Source organism: Pantoea sp. JZ2 (assembly GCF_035191405.1).
Lineage (GTDB): Bacteria > Pseudomonadota > Gammaproteobacteria > Enterobacterales > Enterobacteriaceae > Pantoea > Pantoea stewartii.
Window position 1 is genome coordinate 14,266 of record NZ_CP045248.1, and the last position, 19,674, is coordinate 33,939.

Annotated in this window: 20 protein-coding genes and 1 pseudogene; 10 read left to right on the forward strand and 11 right to left on the reverse strand. The window is 52.9% G+C overall.

The features are described from left to right. Window positions 1-311 precede the first annotated feature (311 nt). On the reverse strand, window positions 312-1,265 hold the full coding sequence (locus tag GC087_RS22560) for an IS110 family RNA-guided transposase (RefSeq protein WP_324030745.1): 954 nt from the start codon (window positions 1,263-1,265) through the stop codon (window positions 312-314). Window positions 1,266-1,310: 45 nt separating this feature from the next. On the opposite strand from GC087_RS22560, the gene GC087_RS22565 reads away from it, so the two are divergent. The 8 genes and pseudogenes from GC087_RS22565 to GC087_RS22600 all read left to right on the forward strand — a co-directional run bounded on the left by GC087_RS22565 (window position 1,311) and on the right by GC087_RS22600 (window position 10,569). Beyond that, on the forward strand, window positions 1,311-2,207 hold the full coding sequence (locus GC087_RS22565) for an HNH endonuclease signature motif containing protein (protein ID WP_324030711.1): 897 nt from the start codon (window positions 1,311-1,313) through the stop codon (window positions 2,205-2,207). A gap of 12 nt (window positions 2,208-2,219) precedes the next feature. Continuing rightward, the gene (locus GC087_RS22570) at window positions 2,220-2,696 is read left to right on the forward strand and encodes a YrhA family protein (RefSeq protein WP_324030712.1); all 477 of its coding nucleotides are present in this window, start codon (window positions 2,220-2,222) and stop codon (window positions 2,694-2,696) included. Window positions 2,697-2,890: 194 nt separating this feature from the next. Then, a complete protein-coding gene (locus GC087_RS22575) occupies window positions 2,891-3,097 on the forward strand; it encodes a hypothetical protein (RefSeq protein ID WP_324030713.1) in 207 nt (68 codons plus the stop codon). Between the two features lie 293 nt (window positions 3,098-3,390). Beyond that, window positions 3,391-3,878: pseudogene (locus GC087_RS22580) on the forward strand (transposase); the annotation flags it as partial. Between the two features lie 1,082 nt (window positions 3,879-4,960). Further along, complete coding sequence (locus GC087_RS22585; RefSeq protein ID WP_324030714.1) at window positions 4,961-7,462, forward strand: glucan 1,4-alpha-glucosidase; 2,502 nt, start codon at window positions 4,961-4,963, stop codon at window positions 7,460-7,462. Window position 7,463: 1 nt separating this feature from the next. Then, window positions 7,464-8,468 (forward strand): phosphogluconate dehydrogenase (NAD(+)-dependent, decarboxylating), encoded by a 1,005-nt coding sequence (gnd, locus tag GC087_RS22590; protein ID WP_058702568.1) that lies wholly within the window; start codon window positions 7,464-7,466, stop codon window positions 8,466-8,468. Window positions 8,469-8,485: 17 nt separating this feature from the next. Continuing rightward, window positions 8,486-9,856 (forward strand): glucose-6-phosphate dehydrogenase, encoded by a 1,371-nt coding sequence (gene zwf / locus GC087_RS22595; protein ID WP_324030715.1) that lies wholly within the window; start codon window positions 8,486-8,488, stop codon window positions 9,854-9,856. A 17-nt stretch (window positions 9,857-9,873) separates the two neighbouring features. Then, window positions 9,874-10,569, forward strand: a complete 696-nt coding sequence (locus GC087_RS22600; protein ID WP_324030716.1) for an ROK family protein — start codon at window positions 9,874-9,876, stop codon at window positions 10,567-10,569. A gap of 168 nt (window positions 10,570-10,737) precedes the next feature. Here the strand turns inward: GC087_RS22600 and GC087_RS22605 are convergent, their stop codons facing one another. Beyond that, window positions 10,738-11,037: a CcdB family protein gene (locus GC087_RS22605; protein ID WP_324030717.1), complete on the reverse strand. Its 300-nt coding sequence runs from the start codon at window positions 11,035-11,037 to the stop codon at window positions 10,738-10,740. A 2-nt stretch (window positions 11,038-11,039) separates the two neighbouring features. After that, window positions 11,040-11,258: a type II toxin-antitoxin system CcdA family antitoxin gene (locus GC087_RS22610; RefSeq protein WP_006121899.1), complete on the reverse strand. Its 219-nt coding sequence runs from the start codon at window positions 11,256-11,258 to the stop codon at window positions 11,040-11,042. Between the two features lie 512 nt (window positions 11,259-11,770). Here GC087_RS22610 and GC087_RS22615 point away from each other — a divergent pair. Then, window positions 11,771-12,031, forward strand: a complete 261-nt coding sequence (locus tag GC087_RS22615; RefSeq protein ID WP_054633991.1) for a hypothetical protein — start codon at window positions 11,771-11,773, stop codon at window positions 12,029-12,031. A 201-nt stretch (window positions 12,032-12,232) separates the two neighbouring features. On the opposite strand, the gene GC087_RS22620 is transcribed toward GC087_RS22615, so the two are convergent. The 8 genes from GC087_RS22620 to rutA all read right to left on the reverse strand — a co-directional run bounded on the left by GC087_RS22620 (window position 12,233) and on the right by rutA (window position 18,523). Continuing rightward, window positions 12,233-12,616 carry an ATP-binding protein gene (locus tag GC087_RS22620; protein WP_054633992.1) on the reverse strand — a complete coding sequence of 128 codons (384 nt, stop codon included), beginning with the start codon at window positions 12,614-12,616 and terminating at the stop codon, window positions 12,233-12,235. A gap of 256 nt (window positions 12,617-12,872) precedes the next feature. Further along, window positions 12,873-14,210 (reverse strand): pyrimidine utilization transport protein G, encoded by a 1,338-nt coding sequence (gene rutG, locus GC087_RS22625; RefSeq protein WP_324030718.1) that lies wholly within the window; start codon window positions 14,208-14,210, stop codon window positions 12,873-12,875. A gap of 31 nt (window positions 14,211-14,241) precedes the next feature. Further along, the gene (gene rutF / locus GC087_RS22630; protein ID WP_324030719.1) at window positions 14,242-14,784 is read right to left on the reverse strand and encodes an NADH-dependent FMN reductase RutF; all 543 of its coding nucleotides are present in this window, start codon (window positions 14,782-14,784) and stop codon (window positions 14,242-14,244) included. A gap of 29 nt (window positions 14,785-14,813) precedes the next feature. After that, a complete protein-coding gene (locus GC087_RS22635) occupies window positions 14,814-15,404 on the reverse strand; it encodes a malonic semialdehyde reductase (protein ID WP_006121913.1) in 591 nt (196 codons plus the stop codon). Then, the gene (gene rutD, locus GC087_RS22640) at window positions 15,389-16,228 is read right to left on the reverse strand and encodes a pyrimidine utilization protein D (RefSeq protein WP_033742500.1); all 840 of its coding nucleotides are present in this window, start codon (window positions 16,226-16,228) and stop codon (window positions 15,389-15,391) included. Before rutD ends, GC087_RS22635 begins: the two co-directional genes overlap by 16 nt. A gap of 42 nt (window positions 16,229-16,270) precedes the next feature. Beyond that, complete coding sequence (gene rutC, locus GC087_RS22645; protein ID WP_006121916.1) at window positions 16,271-16,657, reverse strand: pyrimidine utilization protein C; 387 nt, start codon at window positions 16,655-16,657, stop codon at window positions 16,271-16,273. A 25-nt stretch (window positions 16,658-16,682) separates the two neighbouring features. Next, window positions 16,683-17,432 carry a pyrimidine utilization protein B gene (rutB, locus tag GC087_RS22650; protein WP_006121917.1) on the reverse strand — a complete coding sequence of 250 codons (750 nt, stop codon included), beginning with the start codon at window positions 17,430-17,432 and terminating at the stop codon, window positions 16,683-16,685. Beyond that, a complete protein-coding gene (gene rutA / locus GC087_RS22655) occupies window positions 17,432-18,523 on the reverse strand; it encodes a pyrimidine utilization protein A (protein ID WP_006121918.1) in 1,092 nt (363 codons plus the stop codon). The genes rutB and rutA overlap by 1 nt, the downstream gene beginning before the upstream one ends. A gap of 389 nt (window positions 18,524-18,912) precedes the next feature. On the opposite strand from rutA, the gene rutR reads away from it, so the two are divergent. Then, a complete protein-coding gene (gene rutR, locus GC087_RS22660) occupies window positions 18,913-19,593 on the forward strand; it encodes an HTH-type transcriptional regulator RutR (RefSeq protein WP_226374676.1) in 681 nt (226 codons plus the stop codon). Window positions 19,594-19,674 lie beyond the last annotated feature (81 nt).

Sequence of the window (19,674 nt, forward strand, 5' to 3'; positions counted from 1 at the left end):
AAATCCTTTCCGGGGCCGCCGCTTAAATATCCCCATCCAGAACCAGTAGTCGGGCCGTGTGCACAGCGGCTCAATTACCCTGCGAACAGCCACGACGGTGAAAAGAACATAGACAGCACCGATCCGGCATTCATCGGAGAAGACACAGGCCTACTACTTTTGAGTTGCGCGTGGACGTGGGTATTCATTCAGCGGGCCTATCCATTCTGATGTTTTCGTTTCATTGCAAAAGTCCGTTCCTCGCTCATAGCGGACTACGCCCGGTTGCCCTCATGAGCGCTTCAGTCGGTAAAGTGTCAACTCAACCTGAGTCAGGAATTCAGCGCAGCACGCGGGCCTCCGTCACAAAAAGCCGTTCCCGTCTTCAGGACGCCATAACACCAGTGAACCATTTTTCGCATCAGTGCACCAATGGCCACCATCTTGGGTTTTCCCCGCAGGCACATTTCCTCGTAAATGTTACGCATACGTTTGTTATGAATCTTTCCGCACAGGGCTGACATGTAAAGTTTGGCTCTCAGCTGAGGCGGGCCGATTTTAGACATGCGTGGACGTCCCCGGACCGAGGTACCGGAACGCTTCCCGACTGGCACCACGCCCAGAAAAGCCGCCGCCTGGTCTGCTGATTCAAAGTGATGGCTGCGGAGCACAACCAGCATGTTCATCCCCAGTTGGGGCCCGACAGATTTAATAGACGTAAGCAGCGCATAATCCCGTTTAAGGTCAGGACTGGCCTTAATATGCGCCTTTATCTGCCGTTCGATTTTTTTTACCTCTTCGCGTAACAGTTGAGCCATCCTGATGCATGAACTGATGACGTCTGCAGGCGTGTCGGTAGACTGATATTTTTCAAGCCTGTTTTCCTCCCGCACGGCGTCAGCGAGTATTACATCCCGCCGACGCAGAAGTGCGCTGAGATGCCTGATATCCGCTGCGGGCGGCTCCCAGCGGTGCGGTTTTTTCAGCAGCGCGTAACAGGCGAGCATATACGCATCCACTTTGTCCGTTTTGGTCATAATCCCCATGCCACGGGCAAACTCCCGGCTGCGGTGAGGGTTGGCCAGAGACAAATAAAAACCCGCATCGTGCAGGGCAGTGGCCAGCCGCTCGTGATAGACACCGGTGGCCTCCATCACCACATGAACATCTTCCGGTCCACAGTGCTGAAGTCTCAGCCAGCGGCTGATGTTCTCAACCGCACTGCGATCATTCGCAGGAGAGGTGAAATAAATTACAGAGACCAGCCGCCTGCGCAGAGACAACATGAAGAGAAAAGGTTTCTCCATTTACTTCAGACTGGCGAAATCGTGATGTTGGATCGGTTTTCCTTACCGGGGGAGCTTTTCTATATCAATGGCGAAGGCAATCTCATCTGCAAAAGAGCCTGGGTTTATAACTCTAATGGTGCAGAACGCATCATTACGGAATTTTGTAAGTCAGTGCAGCGCAGAGCGAACCAGTATAAGAACGGAAAACCAAGGCCAACAACGTTTATGACAAGATCGTATGTGACATCACCTAATCAGTATGCACAGACGACAAAAAAACCCGAAACGTTTGGTACCATAAACAGCAAAGCGGCTGGTCGTCTTCTGGCTGCGGGAGCGATTTATAATCAGAATCCTGAAATGTATGCCGACACCGCCCGAAAGCTGGGAGGAGATGCTGCTGCAGGTTTCAGTGAAGTGCTGAATCAGCAGACTGCAGGCTCTCTTATAGCACTGAGTTCAATACTGGCCATGGGTCGCGCTGCTGTTCATCCGACGTCGATCGCAGAGCTCGAGAAGCTCAAAAATTATCTGGGCACTTATAAAGGCGAGAAAAATCTGCTGAGTAACATTGATGTGGTAAAAATGGATTACATCAAACGGCCAGCGGCTGAACGAATGGTTTTACGTAACCAGTTCGACAAGGTGCGAAAATCTTTTCTGAAGGAAATTTCTGACAACCCTGACGTGAAAAGCCGGTTAAGCACGGATGACCTTACCCGAATGGCGAAGGGAAATAACCCCGTTAACTGGGATGTGCACCATAAGCTTCCTCTTGATGACAGTGGAACGAATGACTTCAGTAATTTGGTATTAATCAGTAAATCACCAGAACATGCCATGTTTACAACTACTCAGCAGCGCATTTCGCGATCCATCGCGTCAGGTGGTCCTACTGAAGTTTTATGGCCCGTACCAAAAGGTGTGATTTACCCATAGGGAGACAATGTCATGCTCAACACTGAAATGTCATGTGTAATTAATAACACTGTGGATTTGGCTCAAAAACTCGGTTATCCCGTGCATCCACCTTTTAAGGCACCCAAACCTGTTGAGGGGATCACTGGAGACTTGAAAGCTGAGCTGCAGAGTTTCTGGTCACAATACCTGGAATTTGTCGCCGGTGTTGATGGCTTCAGCATTGACGGTCATTCGATCTTTGGGCTGACGAGCCATGGTGATGAAAATAATGGCCTGTCTGAGTACAACGCTGAGTTATCAGGAACAGAGAGTGCTGAAGAAGGAAACAGAGGGTTTATATGGATCGGCACGTCAGGGACTGACTGGTATGTATATAACATTCCAGCTAATTCCTGGGAGATCAGAGACAGGATTGCAATTGACGAGGTTTATGATTCTTTCACAAATTTCCGTGATTTGCTGATGAGCATCTTAAATCGAATTAAAGAAGCGAATGACTTGGCTTGATTCTGTCCATGCAGAATCATCGGACAAGCTCACAGTTCTATTTGCAGAACAGGTTGGAACGCAGATAAGCAGCGGGACAGTAAAAAACACTGCAACCAATTGATATTTAACATAATTAATGTTATACGCACTTAAAACTCAATATTCTTCCAAGAGGACAGACTTATAAAATGTTACCAGAACAGGCTTCACTGATGAATGATCCCAAAGATTTAGACGCGGTGGTTGCAGCACTCCTGGCTTTTCTGGCACCCACAATCAGAGATTTTTGTATAACAAACCGGATGAAGAAAAACCTTGTGAAAATTCTGACCGTCGACGTCAGCACCCGCATTAACAAAATAGACAAATTTCAAGCTAAGGCAGATTGCAAAGCTACAAGGAGGGTTACAGACTTTTGAAACTCCTCCTGGCTAAACAGGGTGTGGGTTAAAAGACTACTGGACCGGGACCAATATCCTTAAACATTCTCCACCTCCGAGAGTTAAACTGATTGTAGTAGACAGTCGATGAATGCGTCAGTAATGTCAAAAGAAAGTCATTTGTCACATTTAGTCTGTTAGTCGTCCAGCTTTAACCGACTTTTTTAATGTTTTGCTGCTACGTTAAGGTTAAGCATCATGGTAAAAATGAATCGCCACGAGTTTATCAGACACCTCAGAGTCATTTAAGATGACTTAAAAGAGAGGTGCACATGAGCGGTAAGCGTTATCCCGAAGAGTTTAAAATTGAAGCAGTCAAACAGGTTGTTGATCGTGGTTATTCTGTTTCCAGCGTTGCAACACGTCTTGATATCACTACCCACAGCCTTTACGCCTAGGTAAAGAAGTACGGTCCGAATTCTTCCCTTCATAAAGAACAGTCAGATGCTCAGGCCGGGATCCGCCGTCTCCATAAAGAGCTGAAGCGGGTTACCGACGAACGGGACATATTAAAAAAAGCCGCGGCGTACTTCGCAAAGCTGTCCGACTGAAGTACGCCTTTATCCGTGATAACATCTGTTGCTGGCCTGTTCGTCTGCTCTGTCGGGTTCTGGATGTGTATCCCAGTGGCTTTTACGCCTGACTTCAGCAGCCGCATTCACAACGCCATCAGGCAGACCTGAGACTGACATGAAGGATTAAACAGTTCTGGCTGGAATCGGGATGTGTCTATGGTTATCGCAAAATCCATCTGGATCTGCTATGAGCGGGCAGCCAAAGCGGGAGCGGTCAGATAAAGAGTAAGGCGTCACACTAAGAACTGCACCTGTATGGACGGGATTAAAATATGCGGAGGTCATAAAAATTGCCCACGCCGTGTACGCATGATTTACAGGCAAGTGCCTCATGAGTTCCACCAAATTCGAGCACGTCAAAAGTGTGAAAATTTATTCGTAGTATGGATTGAAATTATTGAGTGCCAAATTGTGAAAGGTTAAAACTGTTGAATCTTCCAAAATACAGGACATATTTAATTTGGTGAATAACGCTGATGTTTTAAAGGAGCATCTGATTCTGGTACAAAATAGGTTAATAGTAAGGTATACGATTAACGATGCCACAAGTCAGCATTTCCCCTGCTCTTGTAATTCGTTACTTCCCTGTTCCGAATGCATTGCCTCCCCGATTATTGCTTCAGGCTTTCCCGCTTAGTGGATCTGAATGATATTGACGTCAGGATGCATCATTTAGCACCTGGAATCAAAGCTCATGCACGAAATTCTGTCTCTGCAATGTTGAAGCTGCGCATTCTTAATCGCTCTGAATGCTGAGCGTGAAAATAAACTTCCGGCCTCTGGATTTGATGTGGAAGCGATTACGCACTTATTCTCAACCTTCAGCGAAATAAACACCACGCAAACTGAGGTCGGGGGTGTACAGGCACACAGCAAGCCATCCTCCCGTAAAGATTCTGTCACGTCTATATAACGCTTTCCCGGAGCCATATCCTGGTGAAAGCTGTCAAATAAAAAACTGATTGTTTGCCATGCAGTTGGCCCCAGAGCGTCAGGCCCGGGTAATAATTAACTCAGCCGTAATCCTTAACCGCTAAAAAAATTTTATTTTTTACACTTTCATGTGTATTGAAACTTTTCAGAGAGTTGACCGGAAATGTTACAGCGGCTATAACCCTATTAGGTTCGATACTAAAATCACAAGATTTTAAGTTTAACCAAGTTGCTTTGGTATAGAAATATTTCACTCTTGCCCGCGATAAGTCAGGATGTTATCCGCATCTTCGTGGTTAAGATTTTTTCTGCACACAGCCAAGGTATTCTGAATATGTCAAATTCTGACAACGACGCCCTACCGTTGCAAATGTGCGCAAGCGAGGACGCCCAACAACAGCGCGCCATCATTGACGTAGCGCCGGGAAAGCCAGGGATTGAAGCCCGCTGGACATCGAGTGCCAAGAGCGGAATTGGTAACGCCCTTTCACCTGATTCCCGCGTCTGGTTCACCTTAAGCCACGGCATTCTCAACGAAATTTATTATCCGCGCGTTGACAGCGCCTGCACCCGCGATTTTGGGTTCATCATCACCGCCCCTGAAGGTTATTTTTCAGAAGAAAAGCGCGATTGCTCAACAGTAACCCATACGGTCTCGCCAGGCATTCCGGCCTTTTCGATCGTTAACACGGCCCGGGATGGTCGCTACCGGCTCGAAAAAGATATCATCACGGATCCTGCCCGTGACTGTGTCCTCCAACGCATCCGTTTCACCGCGCTAAAGGGGGATGTTGCGGATTACAAGATCACCGCCCTGCTCGCTCCCCATCTGGTGAACGCCGGGCAAATGAACACCGCATGGATCAGTGAATTTGAAGACAGGCCCGTGCTTTTCGCCACGGGTCGCTCTCGTTACTTAGCGCTCGTCTGCGATATACCCTGGACGGCAATGAGCGTGGGCTTTGTCGGCACGTCAGACGGCTGGCAACAGCTGAAAAAATACGGGCGCATCGCGAACTCGTATCAGCGCGCGGACGATGGCAATGTCGCCCTTGCCGGTGAGCTGGCATTCACAAGTGCCTGCCGTGAAGCCACGCTGGCAATCGGGTTCGGCCAGACGGAATCCGAAGCTGCAGCGGCGGCAACCGCCAGTCTGAAAGCAGGTTTTGACAAAGCCCGCAAGCACTACATCAGTAACTGGCAAGCATGGCAGAACACGCTCATTCCACTCGATCAACCCGAGCGAAACGGTGTGAATATATACCGGGTGTCAACCGCAGTTCTGGCCTCGCATAAAGCAGCCGATTGCCCCGGTGCCGTTGTCGCGAGCCTGACGATTCCGTGGGGATTTTCCAGGGGCGATGACGATCTGGGAGGCTATCATCTGGTCTGGCCGCGTGACCTGGTCGAAACGGCTGGGGGATTCCTGGCAGCCGGCGATGCCAACGAAGCACTCGCTATACTGGACTATCTCCGACGCGTTCAGGAGCCCTCCGGGCGCTGGCCACAGAACCTGTGGCTCGATGGAAAACCATACTGGTCAGGTATCCAGATGGATGAGTGTGCCTTCCCTGTTCTGCTAGCCGATATGCTGCACCGACTTGGTCATCTCGATAAAAAAGCGCTGAAACACATTATGCCCATGCTGCGCAGTGCGGCCCGCTATATTTTGACCAACGGCCCGGCGACCGGCGAGGATCGCTGGGAGGAAGACGCGGGCTACAGCCCGTTTACCCTGGCGGTCGAAGTCTCCGCTCTTCTTGCCGCCGCGGACCTGCTTTCGCTAGACGGCGATGAGGTGGCTGCAAACCATCTGCGCGAAACCGCCGACTGCTGGAATGAGCAGATTGAAAAATGGACCTTTGCCGGAGAGCCCGATTTTTGCGCATCGGTTGGTATTGCCGGTCACTACGTCCGCATCGCTCCCCCCGGCGCAACGGATGAAGCAAGCGCATCCGGCGAAACCGAGATCCGCAACCAGACGCCGGATCGGGCGATTCTGTCAACCACCGATGTGCTGAGTCCGGATGCCCTGGCATTGGTGCGTTTTGGTCTGCGCGCCGCCGACGACCCGCACATCGTGGATACGGTAAAAGCAATCGACCACAGTCTGCGCGTCGAACTCCCTCAGGGGCCACTATGGTATCGGTATACCGGCGATGGCTATGGTGAGCACGAAGACGGCGCGCCGTTCGATGGTATCGGCCAAGGACGTCCCTGGCCCTTGCTGGCGGGCGAACGCGCGCATTACGAGCTGGCAGCGGGCAGGCGCGAGGTCGCGGAGGCGCTCTTATCCACGCTGGAGAAGTCGGCAGGTCCGGGCGGGTTGTTACCGGAACAGACCTGGGACGGGCCCGATATTCCTGAAAGGGAGTTGTTCTTCGGCCAGCCAGCCGGGAGCGCCATGCCACTTGTCTGGGCGCATTCCGAGCATATTAAACTCGTGCGGTCGCTCCGCGATGGCGCGGTCTTCGATATGCCACCGCAGGGCGTCGAGCGCTATATCCGGAATAAAACCGCATCGCACTTGCGCATATGGCGCTTTAACAACCGCCTGTCTTCTGTTCCTGTCGGGAAGCAACTGAGGTTGGAAACGGAAGCAAACGCACTGGTGCACTGGAGCACAGATAACTGGACGACCGTCTCTGACAGCCCGGCGATCCCTTCCGGACTTGGCACATACTATGTGGACCTGCCTTTACAGCATGAGGACGCAGGAACCCGCGTTGTCTTCACCTTCTACTGGGCTGATGTTGAAAACTGGGAACACACCGACTTCACCGTTCAGGTTGTGAATGAACCGGAAAATCAAATGCGCATTGACAGAGAGGAATGATATGCAGATTGGAATGGTAGGACTCGGCCGTATGGGCGCAAACATGGTTCGTCGTCTTCTTAAACAGGGCCATGATTGCGTGGTCTTCGACGTGAACGCCGATAACGTTGACGCACTGGTTAAAGAGGGGGCAACCGGCGCGTCGTCGCCAGCCGATCTTATTGCTAAACTGGCGGCGCCTCGCGCGGTCTGGCTCATGCTGCCTGCCGCGATCACACCGAAGATTGCGCGGGATTTCGCATCAAAGCTGAATAAAGGCGACGCCATCATTGACGGGGGCAACTCCTTTTATCGTGAAGCGATCGATCTCTCTGGAGAGTTTTCCCCCCTTGGGATCGACTATATCGACGTCGGTACATCGGGTGGCGTGTGGGGCCTGGAACGTGGCTATTCCCTTATGATCGGTGGCCCGCAGGCGGCTGTGAAGCGTCTGGATCCGATTTTTGCGTCGCTCGCGCCCGGTGCCGGTCAGCACATTGAGGAAGATGCGGCCGTAGGCACAGCGCCGAGAGGCTATCTTCATTGTGGGCCGGCGGGCGCCGGACACTTCGTCAAGATGGTACATAATGGCATTGAATATGGTGTGATGGCCGCCTATGCCGAAGGCCTGAATATACTGAAAGCCGCGAATGCCGGAAACGGCGAACGGGAGGCAGATGCGGAAACCGCGCCTCTGTCCCATCCTGAATATTACCGTTTTGACATTAATCTTCCCGCCGTTGCGGAGGTATGGCGACATGGCTCGGTTATCGGTTCCTGGCTGCTGGATTTGACCGCCGAGGCGTTGAAGCAGGACCCGCACCTTAAAAACTATGATGGTCGTGTGTCAGATTCCGGTGAAGGCCGCTGGACACTGCAGACAGCGGTGGAAACGGGCGTTCCCGCGCCGGTTCTCGCGTCTGCTCTCTTCGGGCGTTTCTCTTCTCGTGGTGAAGCACTGTTTGCTGAAAAAGTTCTTTCAGCCATGCGGCACGCCTTCGGTGGCCATCTGGAAAAAAACCGCTAAAGCGGAGGGATACAGCGATGGTGCAGCAACGATCAGACGTACTGGTAGTGTTCGGTGTCACGGGCGATCTTGCCTATAAAATGATCTTCCCTTCACTCTATGCAATGGTGAAGCGTAACACGCTCAATACGCCCATTATCGGTGTGGCGTTTGAAGACTGGACGCGCGACCAGTTGATTGTGCGTGCAAAAGAGTCGGTTGAAAAACACGTTGATGAGTTCGATGAGGCAGTCTTTGCTGCGCTGGCGGACAGGCTGTCCTATGTTTCCGGCGATTATCGCATTCAGTCAACATTCGATGGATTGCGCGATGCGCTGGGGGACCATCATCACCCGCTCTATTACCTGGCTATTCCCCCCTCGCTGTTTGAAACGGTCGTCACAGGTCTGCAAGAGGCAGGTATCGCGAAAGGTGCCCGCCTGATGGTGGAAAAGCCGTTCGGCCGCGATCTCGCGTCGGCAAAACAGCTGAACAACGTGCTTCACAACGTTTTCGATGAGGACGCGATTTTCCGTATCGATCACTTTTTGGGGAAGGAAGCCATCCAGAATCTCCTTTATTTTCGCTTTGCCAACAGCTTCCTCGAACCAATATGGAATCGCGATCATATCGAAAGCGTTAAGATTACTATGGCCGAGGACTTTGGTATTAAAGGACGTGGCAAATTTTATGATGAAGTTGGCTGCCTCCGCGATGTGATCCAAAATCACCTGGTGAATGTGCTTCTGTTGCTGACTATGGAACCTCCCGCCTCCGGCGCGTCTGACGATCTGGTTGATGAGAAAGTTCAGGTGCTGAAGGCCATTCCTCCCCTGTCAGACGATGATGTGGTTCGTGGACAGTTTGCAGGCTATACCGATGAACCCGGTGTCAACCCTTCCTCTTCGACAGAGACGTTCGCTGCGGTTCGTTTCCGGATTGCGACATGGCGCTGGAGTGGTGTTCCCTTTTTTATCCGTGCCGGAAAAAATCTGCCTGCGCATGCGACGGAAGTGATCGTGCGCTTCCGGCGACCACCCGTTACACTTTTCGATGACATTGCCAACGAGGCCGCTAACTATATCCGCTTTCGCCTTGGTCCGGATATTACGATCGGCATTGGGGCGCGACGCAAGGCGGCTGGCGAAAAGATGCGAGGTGAGGCCGTTGAGCTAACGGCGCTTGACGATGGCATCGGCGATATGGCGCCCTATGAGCGGCTGATAGGCGATGCGATGGCTGGCGATCGTCATCTTTTTACCCGACAAGACGCAGCGGAACTGGCCTGGAAGATCGTTGAGCCAGTACTGGATAAGAAAACCGTCCCCCTTTCCTACAAGCCCGGAACCTGGGGGCCGTATACGATGGCAGACTTTGCGCCCCCCGGCGGCTGGGTCGATCCCGATTGAGTTATGGAGCACTATCAATGACGCGGCAACCTAAAAAGAAAAAAGATGAAATCGTTCTGGCCATCGACATCGGCGGAAGCCATGTAAAAATCCTCTCCAGCGCTGGCGGGGTGAAAAAGAAGGCGGACAGTGGAAAGACAATGTCTGCGGCTGAAATGGTTGCTGTGGTTAAGAGCCTGGCTGAAGGCATGACCTACGATGTGATTGCAATGGGATATCCCGGTCCGGTCGCCCACAACAAACCGCTTCGGGAACCCGCCAACCTCGGTGAGGGCTGGGTGGGATTTGACTATGCGGGCGCATTCGGTTGCCCTGTTCGTATCGTCAACGACGCCCTGATGCAGGCGCTGGGTTCCTATCAGGGCGGACGCATGCTCTTTCTCGGTCTTGGCACGGGATTAGGTGCTGCGATGATCGTTGAGAATGTCGCTCAGCCCATGGAGATTGCTCACTTACCTTATCGCAAGGGCAATAGCTATGAACATTATGTGGGTGAAGCCTATCGGATAAAAAAGGGCAACAAAAAATGGCAAGAGCGTGTTTTTGATGTAGTGGAGATGCTGACCGCCGCGTTACAGCCTGAGTACGTCGTCTTAGGCGGCGGAAACGTAGGTGAACTCGATTCACTTCCGCCCAACTGCCGGAAAGGCGACAACACGCTGGCATTCGAAGGTGGATTTCGTCTCTGGAACGACCCAAACTTGATCACGTGATTCCTGCCTTTTAAGAAAGCCAGAATAGCGGTGCTGTGTTTTAGGTTTACTGCCGTGAACGTTTATTCGCGGCAGACTAACGAAAACCGCCAGCGAATGCGACATTCATAGCTGGCCGATCCGCCCCGTCATTGCCGGTGACCGGCATCGGTGGGTTAAGAAAACCTGTCAGAAACCCCAAAAAAGCCTGAAAATGGCGTTTTTTATTGCTGCTTCATACTGACTGACATCACCCACTTTATCCCCTAACGCTTTCACCGGGACAGATGCAATGTCGGTTGTCACAACGCGGTACTTGCTGCCGTTAACCAGTACCTCAGGATAAAGTTCACCTGAACCCACGAACTCGCCCGGAAGAGCAAGGGGGGCAACCATTAAACGGCCTGGTGTGTCTATCAGGTAGCTTTGTATTTCAACAAGATAAGGATATTTTTTACCATTCTTGTGTGAGTAAACGTCAAATTGCATCCCTACCAGTTCCTGTACATATCAGAAAGCGATCCCTCTTCTCCCACAAAGTCAGAGAAGGCTTTCATGCTTTCACGGTTTTCTTCTTTCCAGCGTTCAGCCCGGATTCTGCGAGCCTCAGTAGTGACAAGCTCGTTAACCATTTTAGAAAGGTTTAAACCCGCAGATGAAAATATCTCGTAGGCTTCTTTATCAATGGTGACGTTAGTTCTGTATTTCATGTACACCTCCGAAGTGTGAGTTATAAGTATACACTGCTGATACACACCAGCAAGGAACGATTTTTAGGTGTACTTTGCTTTCACGTGCGCCTGGTTTGACCCGCCCGAAAAGCGTTGTTCAGCTTGTCAGACTGCTTATGACCCTGAATGTACGATCGCACTGGCCCAGAGAAAAATGTCTGCTCAGATAACAGGCTCTTTCTGAATAAGTGGCCACTTTGTTTACGGTCTTGCACGGGCCAAAGCAGATAGCCGTGAAGAAAAACGAAACGGTGACGATATACTAGCTGACCACTTGTCCGCGTTTCTGATGCGGATAGCTTTCTGTTGAAACCTTTCAGCGACAGGAAGGAAGGTGAATGCAGGAAGCGGATTAATGTAAGTGCAGGTTTAACTCTCGTTGTGCGGCAAGAGCAGAGGGACGGCAAAAAGCTCGTCCTGGTGGTCCGTCTGCCGTGGTTACTCATACACAATAAAAAAGTTTCAAGCTAGCCATTTGACTGGAGCACCGCATGTTAGACACCAGCATATATCACACCTCAGAAACAACCACCGGCGTTTCCTGCTCACCCACTAACCTGGTGACCCTCAGGGACAGAAATAATAAAACATGGATGATCCAGAAAGAGCTTATTGCCTGGGTCCGTGAAGAAGAATTTTCAAAAGGTTGCCGCGTCGTTCTGTCTAACGACAAATGGTTTGACGTTCCTCTCGGTATCGATGAACTGGTAAGCGCGCTAGGTTTGCCGGTTCCACCACATACTGACGACTAAGTGGGCGCCGTGAGACAGGTGCATAAGTGCCTGTCCAAAAAATATCACAGAACTGCGATGCCATAGGTTGAGTGCGTGTGCCGCTCAGAACGTATCGTTGAGTCTGTTGTTATCAGCATGGACATACGTAGGGTGACACTGCGTTCGCCCGGCGCAACAGCTTATCAGTCCAGTACATCCGCTCATAACAGGCATTCGGCACTAACATACCAACGACTTTTCCAGCAAAGTAATATTTTTGCCCGCCGAGTATTCGATCCGAAATTTATCCACATACCACAAAATCAATTTCAGCCCTCTGCCGCTTTCCTGGGTCATTGTCTGGTCAGAAAAAGCATCACAACGTGCCGCCTGGAGGCGTTCAGCGGGAAATACACTCCCCTCGTCCATAAAGCGAAGCGTAATGCTGATGTCTGACGCAATAAATTCCACTGTAAACCGGCGGTGACTGTCTTCGTTTAGCGCATGACGAATGATATTGGTTGCTGTCTCACACGCGGCGAGATCGAGTGAGAACCGCCAGTCATCATTCACGGGTAACGCATTGAGAATCAAAACGGGAAAACGGTGGGCAGTAATGTCCATGAGGAAAGCATTCAACGTGACGACTAAGGTAAATTGCCTGAAAACCCACGGTTTTTTTGCGAAAACCTCTTATGGAGTTGGGCTGATGCTACCGTGTACGGAGCACAGCCCTGTTTCACTGGCGGGCAGAGCGTTTTTCTTCCGCTTAGCCTCTTTGTTTCCTGAATGATGCTTTACGGGTGCGTAAAAAACACCCGGTTGTCGTTCCGGCCCGCTCCGCCCTTCCTGCTTCTCCGGCTGAGGAAAAGATCCCGGTTTACTCCTTCACCACCGCCTCCGTCTTCACCCCTGGCTGTGCGCTTGCCATTTTGCTTCGGCTCAAAAATGCATTCAGCAAAATCGCCCCGAAGGTCGCAGTGCCGATCCCGCCCATGCTGAAGCTGCCGAGCGTCAGGGTAAAGTTGCCTGCGCCTAAAACCAGCGTGACCGCGACCATGATAAGGTTGCCGTTCAGCCCCAGGTCGACGTGGTTTTGTACCCAGATGCGGGCACCTGCCACGGCAATCAGCCCAAATACCACAATGGATGCGCCGCCGAGCACCGGGCCAGGAATGGTGTGGATCAGTGCGCCAAATTTAGGTGAGAAGCCCAGCACAATGGCAATAACCGCCGCGGCGACGAAAATCGGCGTGGAGTAAATTTTGGTGACAGCCATAACACCTATGTTTTCTGCATAGGTTGTCACGCCCGTTCCACCTGCGGAGGCGGACAGCATCGTCGCCAGTCCATCACCGACAAACGCGCGGCCCATGTAGGGATCAAGGTTTTTACCGGTCATACCAGCCACCGCTTTAATATGGCCGAGATTTTCTGCGACAAGGATTACTGCGACCGGCGCGATCATCAGCATGGCATGCGCGCTGAATACTGGCGTCGTAACGGTTGGTGCGCCAAACCAGGGTGCCTGAGCGACCGCGCTAAAATCCACCGGCGTGCCCAGCCCAAGGCCGTTGGTGATGACCATATAAATCAGATAAGCGGCCACCAGCCCCAGTAACAGCAACAGGCGCTGCACCAGACCGCGGGTGAATACGGCTACCGAACCGATGCAAAGCACGGTCATGACGGCCATCCAGCTGTCAAACGAGGAGGCGGAGACGCTGTGAATCGCAATCGGCGCGAGGTTTAGCCCAATCGCCATGACCACGGCACCGGTCACCACGGGCGGCATCAGACGTTCAATCCACCGCGTGCCAACCGCCATTACGATAAAACCGATCACCATATAGAGCAGGCCGCAGGCAATAATCCCGCCAAGGGCCACACCGATATTGGGATTCGCACCCTGACCACTGTAGCCGGTTATCGCGATAACCAGTCCGACGAAGGCGGCACTGGACCCGAGGTAACTCGGTACGCGACCGCCTACCACCAGGAAGAACAGTAAGGTACCGATCCCCGACATCAGGATGGCCATATTAGCGTCAAAGCCCATCAGTAAGGGCATGAGGACCGTGGCGCCAAACATCGCTACCGTATGTTGCAATCCCATAATGATCGTCGTGCCTGACGGCAGCCGTTCATCCGGCGCGATGACGACGCCATCCAGATTGCCTTCTCTTTTACGCCATTGTGGAAACCAGGTATTTGCCATGCACGACCCTTACTAAGTTGAGAGGAGTGAGTTAACAGGCTGTCTGACGCATCAGTGGATGATAGCGCCGGTCGAAATACACCAGTCCGTGGCCGTTGTCATTGCGCTGAATAGCAACGACTTCACAAAACAAAATATCGTGGGTGCCGACGCTGGTGATCTGCGTAATGTTGCAGTCAAACGACACCAGCGCATCAGTGAGGATCGGCGATCCGGTGGCAAGGCTGGCCCAGTCAGCGGCCGCGAAACGCGCATCCATCGGTGTCTTTCCGCCGAACAGATTGGACAGCGACGCATGACCGTCTGAGAGCGTGTTAACGCACAGCACCTGGTTTTGCGTAAACGCCGCATGAACAGAGGCCGCGCGGTTCAGGCATACCAGCAACGTCGGTGGCGTATCGGTCACGCTGCATACCGCAGAGGCGGTAAAACCGGCCCGTCCACCTGCCCCGTCTGTGGTGATGATGTTGACGGCGGAACCCAGGTGCGCCATCGCATCGCGGAACTCTTGCTTTTCAACGGCAGCCTGTTTAACAGCGGTTACGGACTGTGTGGCGTTCAGAGTGGATTGCATGCTCGTGTCCTCATAATGAAACAGGGTGCTTACAGCACGCGGCAGGCGCGGTCAAAGTCAAGACGCGGTGCGCGCGGATACAGTTTGCTGCTGTCGCCGTAACCGATGTTGATGAGAAAGTTGGATTTCCAGCCCGTCTGCGCCAGGAAGGTTTCATCCACTTTCGCATTGTCGAAACCAGACATCGGTCCGGTGTCCAGTCCGAGTGAGCGGCAGGCCATAATCAGATAGGCTGCCTGCAGACTGCTGTTGCGAAATGCCGTATCGTGCGCCAGCTGCGGGCTGGAGGTGAACCACGAACGCGCATCGCCGGAGGGAAACAGTTCGGGCAGTAATTCATAAAACGCAGGATCCCAGGCAATGATCGCCGTCACCGGTGCAGTCAGGGTTTTCTTCAGATTGCCGCTGGACAGCGCCGGTGCCAGTTTCTCTTTGGCCGCCTGGCTCTGGATAAACACAATGCGCACCGGGCTGCAGTTTGCAGATGTTGGCCCCATGCGCGCCAGCGCGTAAATCGTTTCCAGCTGTTCATGGGTCACCGGTTTATCCAGCCAGCCGTTATGGGTGCGGGCGTCAGTGAACAGGGTTGCCAGGGCGCTGGCGGTTAAGGCTTCGGCCATGATATCTCCGTTGAAAAGGGCTCGGACACGATGTCAGCTGCATGAAAAGCATGCCGCCGCAGCCAGTCCAGTAAAATCGGGTTAAACGTATCGGGGTCGGTCACACTCATGGCGTGACCGCCATACTGCATTTGCTGGTGCTCCCCCAGAGGAAGACGGGCAGCGAGATCGGCCGAGCGCTGCCAGGGCACCAGCAAATCGTCTTTACAGCTCAGCGCCAGCGTCGGTGCGATCACCCCGTCGAGCGAGGCGGCCAGGTCAGACGTCATCAGCGCCTGTAAGCGATGCAGCAGATTTTCCATTCCCTGAAAATGCGCCACCTGATGCTGGCGCTCTTCCTGTAATAACGCCTCATGTTCAGAAAGCCAGTCGCCCGGATACAGAAACAGGGGCTGCGCCTGAACATACGCATCCACCCCGCTGTTAAGCAGCAGGTTCTGGCGGACCTCAAAGCAGCGACGCGTCTGGCTGTCGAGCGTTGCCCATCCGTTGATGACCACCAGACTTTGCAGTAAGGCCGGATAACGCAGTGCAAGATGCAGGCCAACGATGCCGCCGAGTGCGTGACCGACCAGATGGCAGCGGCGGATATCCAGCCCGTTGAGCATGCCCGCCAGCTCATCGGCCATATCCTCCATGCGGTAACCGGCCGGAACGGTGCCCTGACTCAGGCCGGTGCCGTGCTGGTCATAAATCACGACGCGAAAATACTGTGTCAGTACAGGCAGTTGCGGCTGCCAGAAACTGCCGGAACCGCCCAGCCCTGAAGAGAGCACGACCGTGTCTGCATCGGCATTATCTTTACCTAATACCTTGTAATACATGCTGTTTCCTCAGGGTTATCAGAACAGATGCCGGTAAACAGATTACTTGCCGATGTGGGCAATCGTTGCGATCTCAATCAGGGCATCCGGCTTCACCAGCCCGCACTGAATACAGAAACGCGCGGGTTTTTCACCGGGAAAATACTCGGCGTAGACCTGATTGATTGCCCCGTAATTGGCCCAGTCGGTGATAAAGATGGAATTCATGGTGACGTCCTCCATTGTGCCGCCTGCGGTTTCAATCACGTTTTTGATGATCTCCAGAACGTGACGGGTTTGTGCCGCGGCATCGCCAACGTGCACCACGTTGTTGTCTTTATCAAACGGCAGCGTCCCGGAAACGTACACCACGCCATCGGCGAGCGTGCCCGGAACAAAAGGTGCCAGTGGCACTCCACTGCCAGCGGGAATAATGGCGCTTTTAGGCATCGTTGATTGTCCTTTGTAAAAGCGGTCAGGCCGCGTGTTGTTCAGTTTTGTAGCCAACAGCGTCACAGAACTGACGCACGTTAGAGACCCAGCCAAAAAAGGTTTCAATGTTATAAATCGCGGCTTTCTGTGCGAATTCCGGGCCGGCCTGGTGCGTCGCGTCTTCCAGTACGACGCCAAAATATTCCAGGAAAAAGCCATCGCGCAGGGTGGATTCCACGCAGACATTCGTGGCGATGCCGGTAAACACCAGATGATGAATGCCATAGCTGCGCAGCAGACTGTCGAGCTGGGTATTAAAGAAGCCGCTGTAACGGGGTTTGGGCAGCACAATATCGCCCGGCTGCGGCTGAAGCTCATCGACCAGATCGTAATCCCAGTCGCCTTTTGCCAGCAGTTTGCCCATCAGCTCCGGGCGTTTGCGCATGGTTTTTAGCGCATTGGATTTATGGAAGTTCGGCGACCCCGCACCGCCGGCTTCGACATACTGATTATCCCAGCCGTTCTGGAAGAAAATCACTTTGATGCCCGCCGCGCGTGCGGCGGCAATCGCCACTTTAATATTGGCGATCACCGGCGCGGTGGCAGAGACATCAAAGCCCGCCAGATCCAGGTAACCGCCCTGTGACGCATAGGCATTTTGCATATCCACGACAATCAGCGCAGTTTGCTGCGGGGTAAAAGCGATGGCTTCAGGACGGGCTGTGAGGACCGTTTCCTCGCCGGTATTGTGGGGTTCGCGGCGGACCACTGACGGATTCTCAACAACGTTCATTATGCGACCTCTTTCTGCGCAATGCCGATGTGCTGGCGGGTTTTCATTAATGGCTGAATGTAGCGGCCAAAGTTTTCGATGCCCTCAACGAAGTCGTCAAAGGTCAGCAGGACGCCGCCAGCGCCGGGCACGGTGTCGATTTCATCGAGCATTCTGGCGACGCTGGCCCAGGAGCCGACCAGTGTGCCCATATTGATGTTGACCGCTGAGGTGGGATCCGCCATCTGACGGACATTGGTATCGCTGCCGGATTGGGTGTCCTTGCTGCTCTGATCGGTCAGCCACGCGAGCGCCTCGGCGTCAGCCCCGGCTTTATACAGCTCCCATTTGGCGCGCGCGGCCTCATCGGTTTCATCGGCGATGACCATGAACAGCACATAAGAAGATACGTCGCGGTTTTCAGCCTCTGCCGCTTTTTTCATGCGGGCGGCGGTTGGCGCGAAGGCCGTTGGTGTATTGACGCCCTTGCCGAAGCAGAAATTAAAGTCGGCATGTCTGGCAGAAAACGCCATGCCTGCATCACTTTGCCCGGCGCAGATCACTTTCATCTCGCTTTGCGGGCGGGGACTGACGCGGCAGTCGTCCATTTTGAAGAATTCGCCGTCGAGCGTGCAGTGGCCGGTGCCCCACAGATCGCGCAGCACGCTCACGTATTCGGTCAGGTAATCATAGCGGCGGGTAAAATAGTCATCGCCCGGCCACATGCCCATTTGCTCGTACTCGGGTTTTTGCCAGCCGGTGACAACGTTGACACCGAAACGGCCGTTAGAGATGGAATCAATGGTGGCGGCCATGCGCGCGACGATCGCCGGCGGCATCACCAGCGTAGCGGCCGTGGCGTAAAGTTGGATGCGAGAGGTCACGGCGGCCAGTCCGGCCATCAGCGTGAACGACTCCATATTGTGTTCCCAAAATTCGGTTTTACCACCGAAGCCGCGCAGTTTAATCATGGAAAGCGCAAAATCGAAATGATAGTGCTCCGCTTTTTGCACGATGGTTTTGTTCAGGTCGAAGGTCGGTTTGTACTGCGGTGCAGTTTCTGAAATTAACCAACCGTTGTTGCCGATAGGAATAAAGACACCGATTTTCATCGCTCACCTCGATTAAAAGTAATACGTACCAATACAAGGGCTTACGAAAATCTCTGCGCGGCTTGAGTGCGTCCTGCGGGTTCCGAATTGCACCGTGCTGAAATCTCCAGACGCAAAAGTCTTTGCAAAGCAGGTGCCAGTTTTAAAATAAATAACCTTTTCAAAGGGTTGAAAGTTTGAATGGAAGATAACTGGAGCAAACGGTCTGTTTCGGACCCGTTGTTCAAAAATAACTGCACAGATAACAGGCAAGATTGAGCAAAAAGGGTGCAAATCGCTCAACTGTTGATTTCAGAGCGCGTGAATAATGAGCGTTACGATAGTCGCCCCTGCCCCCATTTGTTATCATTCACGCCTTGCTGTTTGTCTCAGGAGATGTTGTGAAGCCATTGGTCGAACACCCGCACGCTGCCGCCGGAGAGCAAAAATCCGTTAGCCCAGGTTCCAAAACCACAACGCGACGCTCGCGGGCGGTTGCTGCCAAACGTGGCGCTATCATGACCGCCGCACTGGAATTTTTTTCACTCTATGGCTTTCACGGCACCCGGCTGGAGCAGGTTGCAGAACGGGCTGACGTCTCGAAAACTAACCTCTTTTATTACTTCCCGACAAAAGAAGCGCTCTATATTGATGTGCTGAAAGGACTGCTGGATATCTGGCTGGCGCCGTTAAAGGCCTTACAGCCCGATCAGCATCCACTGGAAGCCATTAGAGAATATATTCGCCTGAAACTCTGTGTGTCCCGCGATCATCCGCAGGCTTCGCGTCTTTTTTGCCTGGAGATGGTTCAGGGCGCGCCGTTGCTGAAACAGGAGCTGGGGGGCGGCCTGAAAACCCTGGTAGAAGAGAAATGCGATGTCATTCGGGGCTGGATTAAAGATGAGCGCATTGCCCCCGTCGATCCAATGCAGTTGATTTTTATGCTGTGGGCAACGACGCAGCATTACGCCGATTTTAGCGTGCAGGTTGAGGCAATCACCGGTAAAACGCTCAGCGATCCGGCGTTTTTCGACCAGACGGTAAAAAACCTTCAGCACATTATTACTGAAGGCATTCAGATGCGGGCTTAATCCGCCTGGCGGGGGCGTTTGTACCGACGCCTCAGCGAAAGGTTGCCAGAGATTTTGCTCGACGCAGCGTCGGGTGACAGG

Coding starts and splice junctions, on each gene's coding strand:
- GC087_RS22560 (WP_324030745.1), bottom strand. CDS start 1,265: ATGTTGTCTCTGCGCAGGCGGCTGGTCTCTGTAATTTATTTCACCTCT.
- GC087_RS22565 (WP_324030711.1), top strand. CDS start 1,311: ATGTTGGATCGGTTTTCCTTACCGGGGGAGCTTTTCTATATCAATGGC.
- GC087_RS22570 (WP_324030712.1), top strand. CDS start 2,220: ATGCTCAACACTGAAATGTCATGTGTAATTAATAACACTGTGGATTTG.
- GC087_RS22575 (WP_324030713.1), top strand. CDS start 2,891: ATGAATGATCCCAAAGATTTAGACGCGGTGGTTGCAGCACTCCTGGCT.
- GC087_RS22585 (WP_324030714.1), top strand. CDS start 4,961: ATGTCAAATTCTGACAACGACGCCCTACCGTTGCAAATGTGCGCAAGC.
- gnd (WP_058702568.1), top strand. CDS start 7,464: ATGCAGATTGGAATGGTAGGACTCGGCCGTATGGGCGCAAACATGGTT.
- zwf (WP_324030715.1), top strand. CDS start 8,486: ATGGTGCAGCAACGATCAGACGTACTGGTAGTGTTCGGTGTCACGGGC.
- GC087_RS22600 (WP_324030716.1), top strand. CDS start 9,874: ATGACGCGGCAACCTAAAAAGAAAAAAGATGAAATCGTTCTGGCCATC.
- GC087_RS22605 (WP_324030717.1), bottom strand. CDS start 11,037: ATGCAATTTGACGTTTACTCACACAAGAATGGTAAAAAATATCCTTAT.
- GC087_RS22610 (WP_006121899.1), bottom strand. CDS start 11,258: ATGAAATACAGAACTAACGTCACCATTGATAAAGAAGCCTACGAGATA.
- GC087_RS22615 (WP_054633991.1), top strand. CDS start 11,771: ATGTTAGACACCAGCATATATCACACCTCAGAAACAACCACCGGCGTT.
- GC087_RS22620 (WP_054633992.1), bottom strand. CDS start 12,616: ATGGACATTACTGCCCACCGTTTTCCCGTTTTGATTCTCAATGCGTTA.
- rutG (WP_324030718.1), bottom strand. CDS start 14,210: ATGGCAAATACCTGGTTTCCACAATGGCGTAAAAGAGAAGGCAATCTG.
- rutF (WP_324030719.1), bottom strand. CDS start 14,784: ATGCAATCCACTCTGAACGCCACACAGTCCGTAACCGCTGTTAAACAG.
- GC087_RS22635 (WP_006121913.1), bottom strand. CDS start 15,404: ATGGCCGAAGCCTTAACCGCCAGCGCCCTGGCAACCCTGTTCACTGAC.
- rutD (WP_033742500.1), bottom strand. CDS start 16,228: ATGTATTACAAGGTATTAGGTAAAGATAATGCCGATGCAGACACGGTC.
- rutC (WP_006121916.1), bottom strand. CDS start 16,657: ATGCCTAAAAGCGCCATTATTCCCGCTGGCAGTGGAGTGCCACTGGCA.
- rutB (WP_006121917.1), bottom strand. CDS start 17,432: ATGAACGTTGTTGAGAATCCGTCAGTGGTCCGCCGCGAACCCCACAAT.
- rutA (WP_006121918.1), bottom strand. CDS start 18,523: ATGAAAATCGGTGTCTTTATTCCTATCGGCAACAACGGTTGGTTAATT.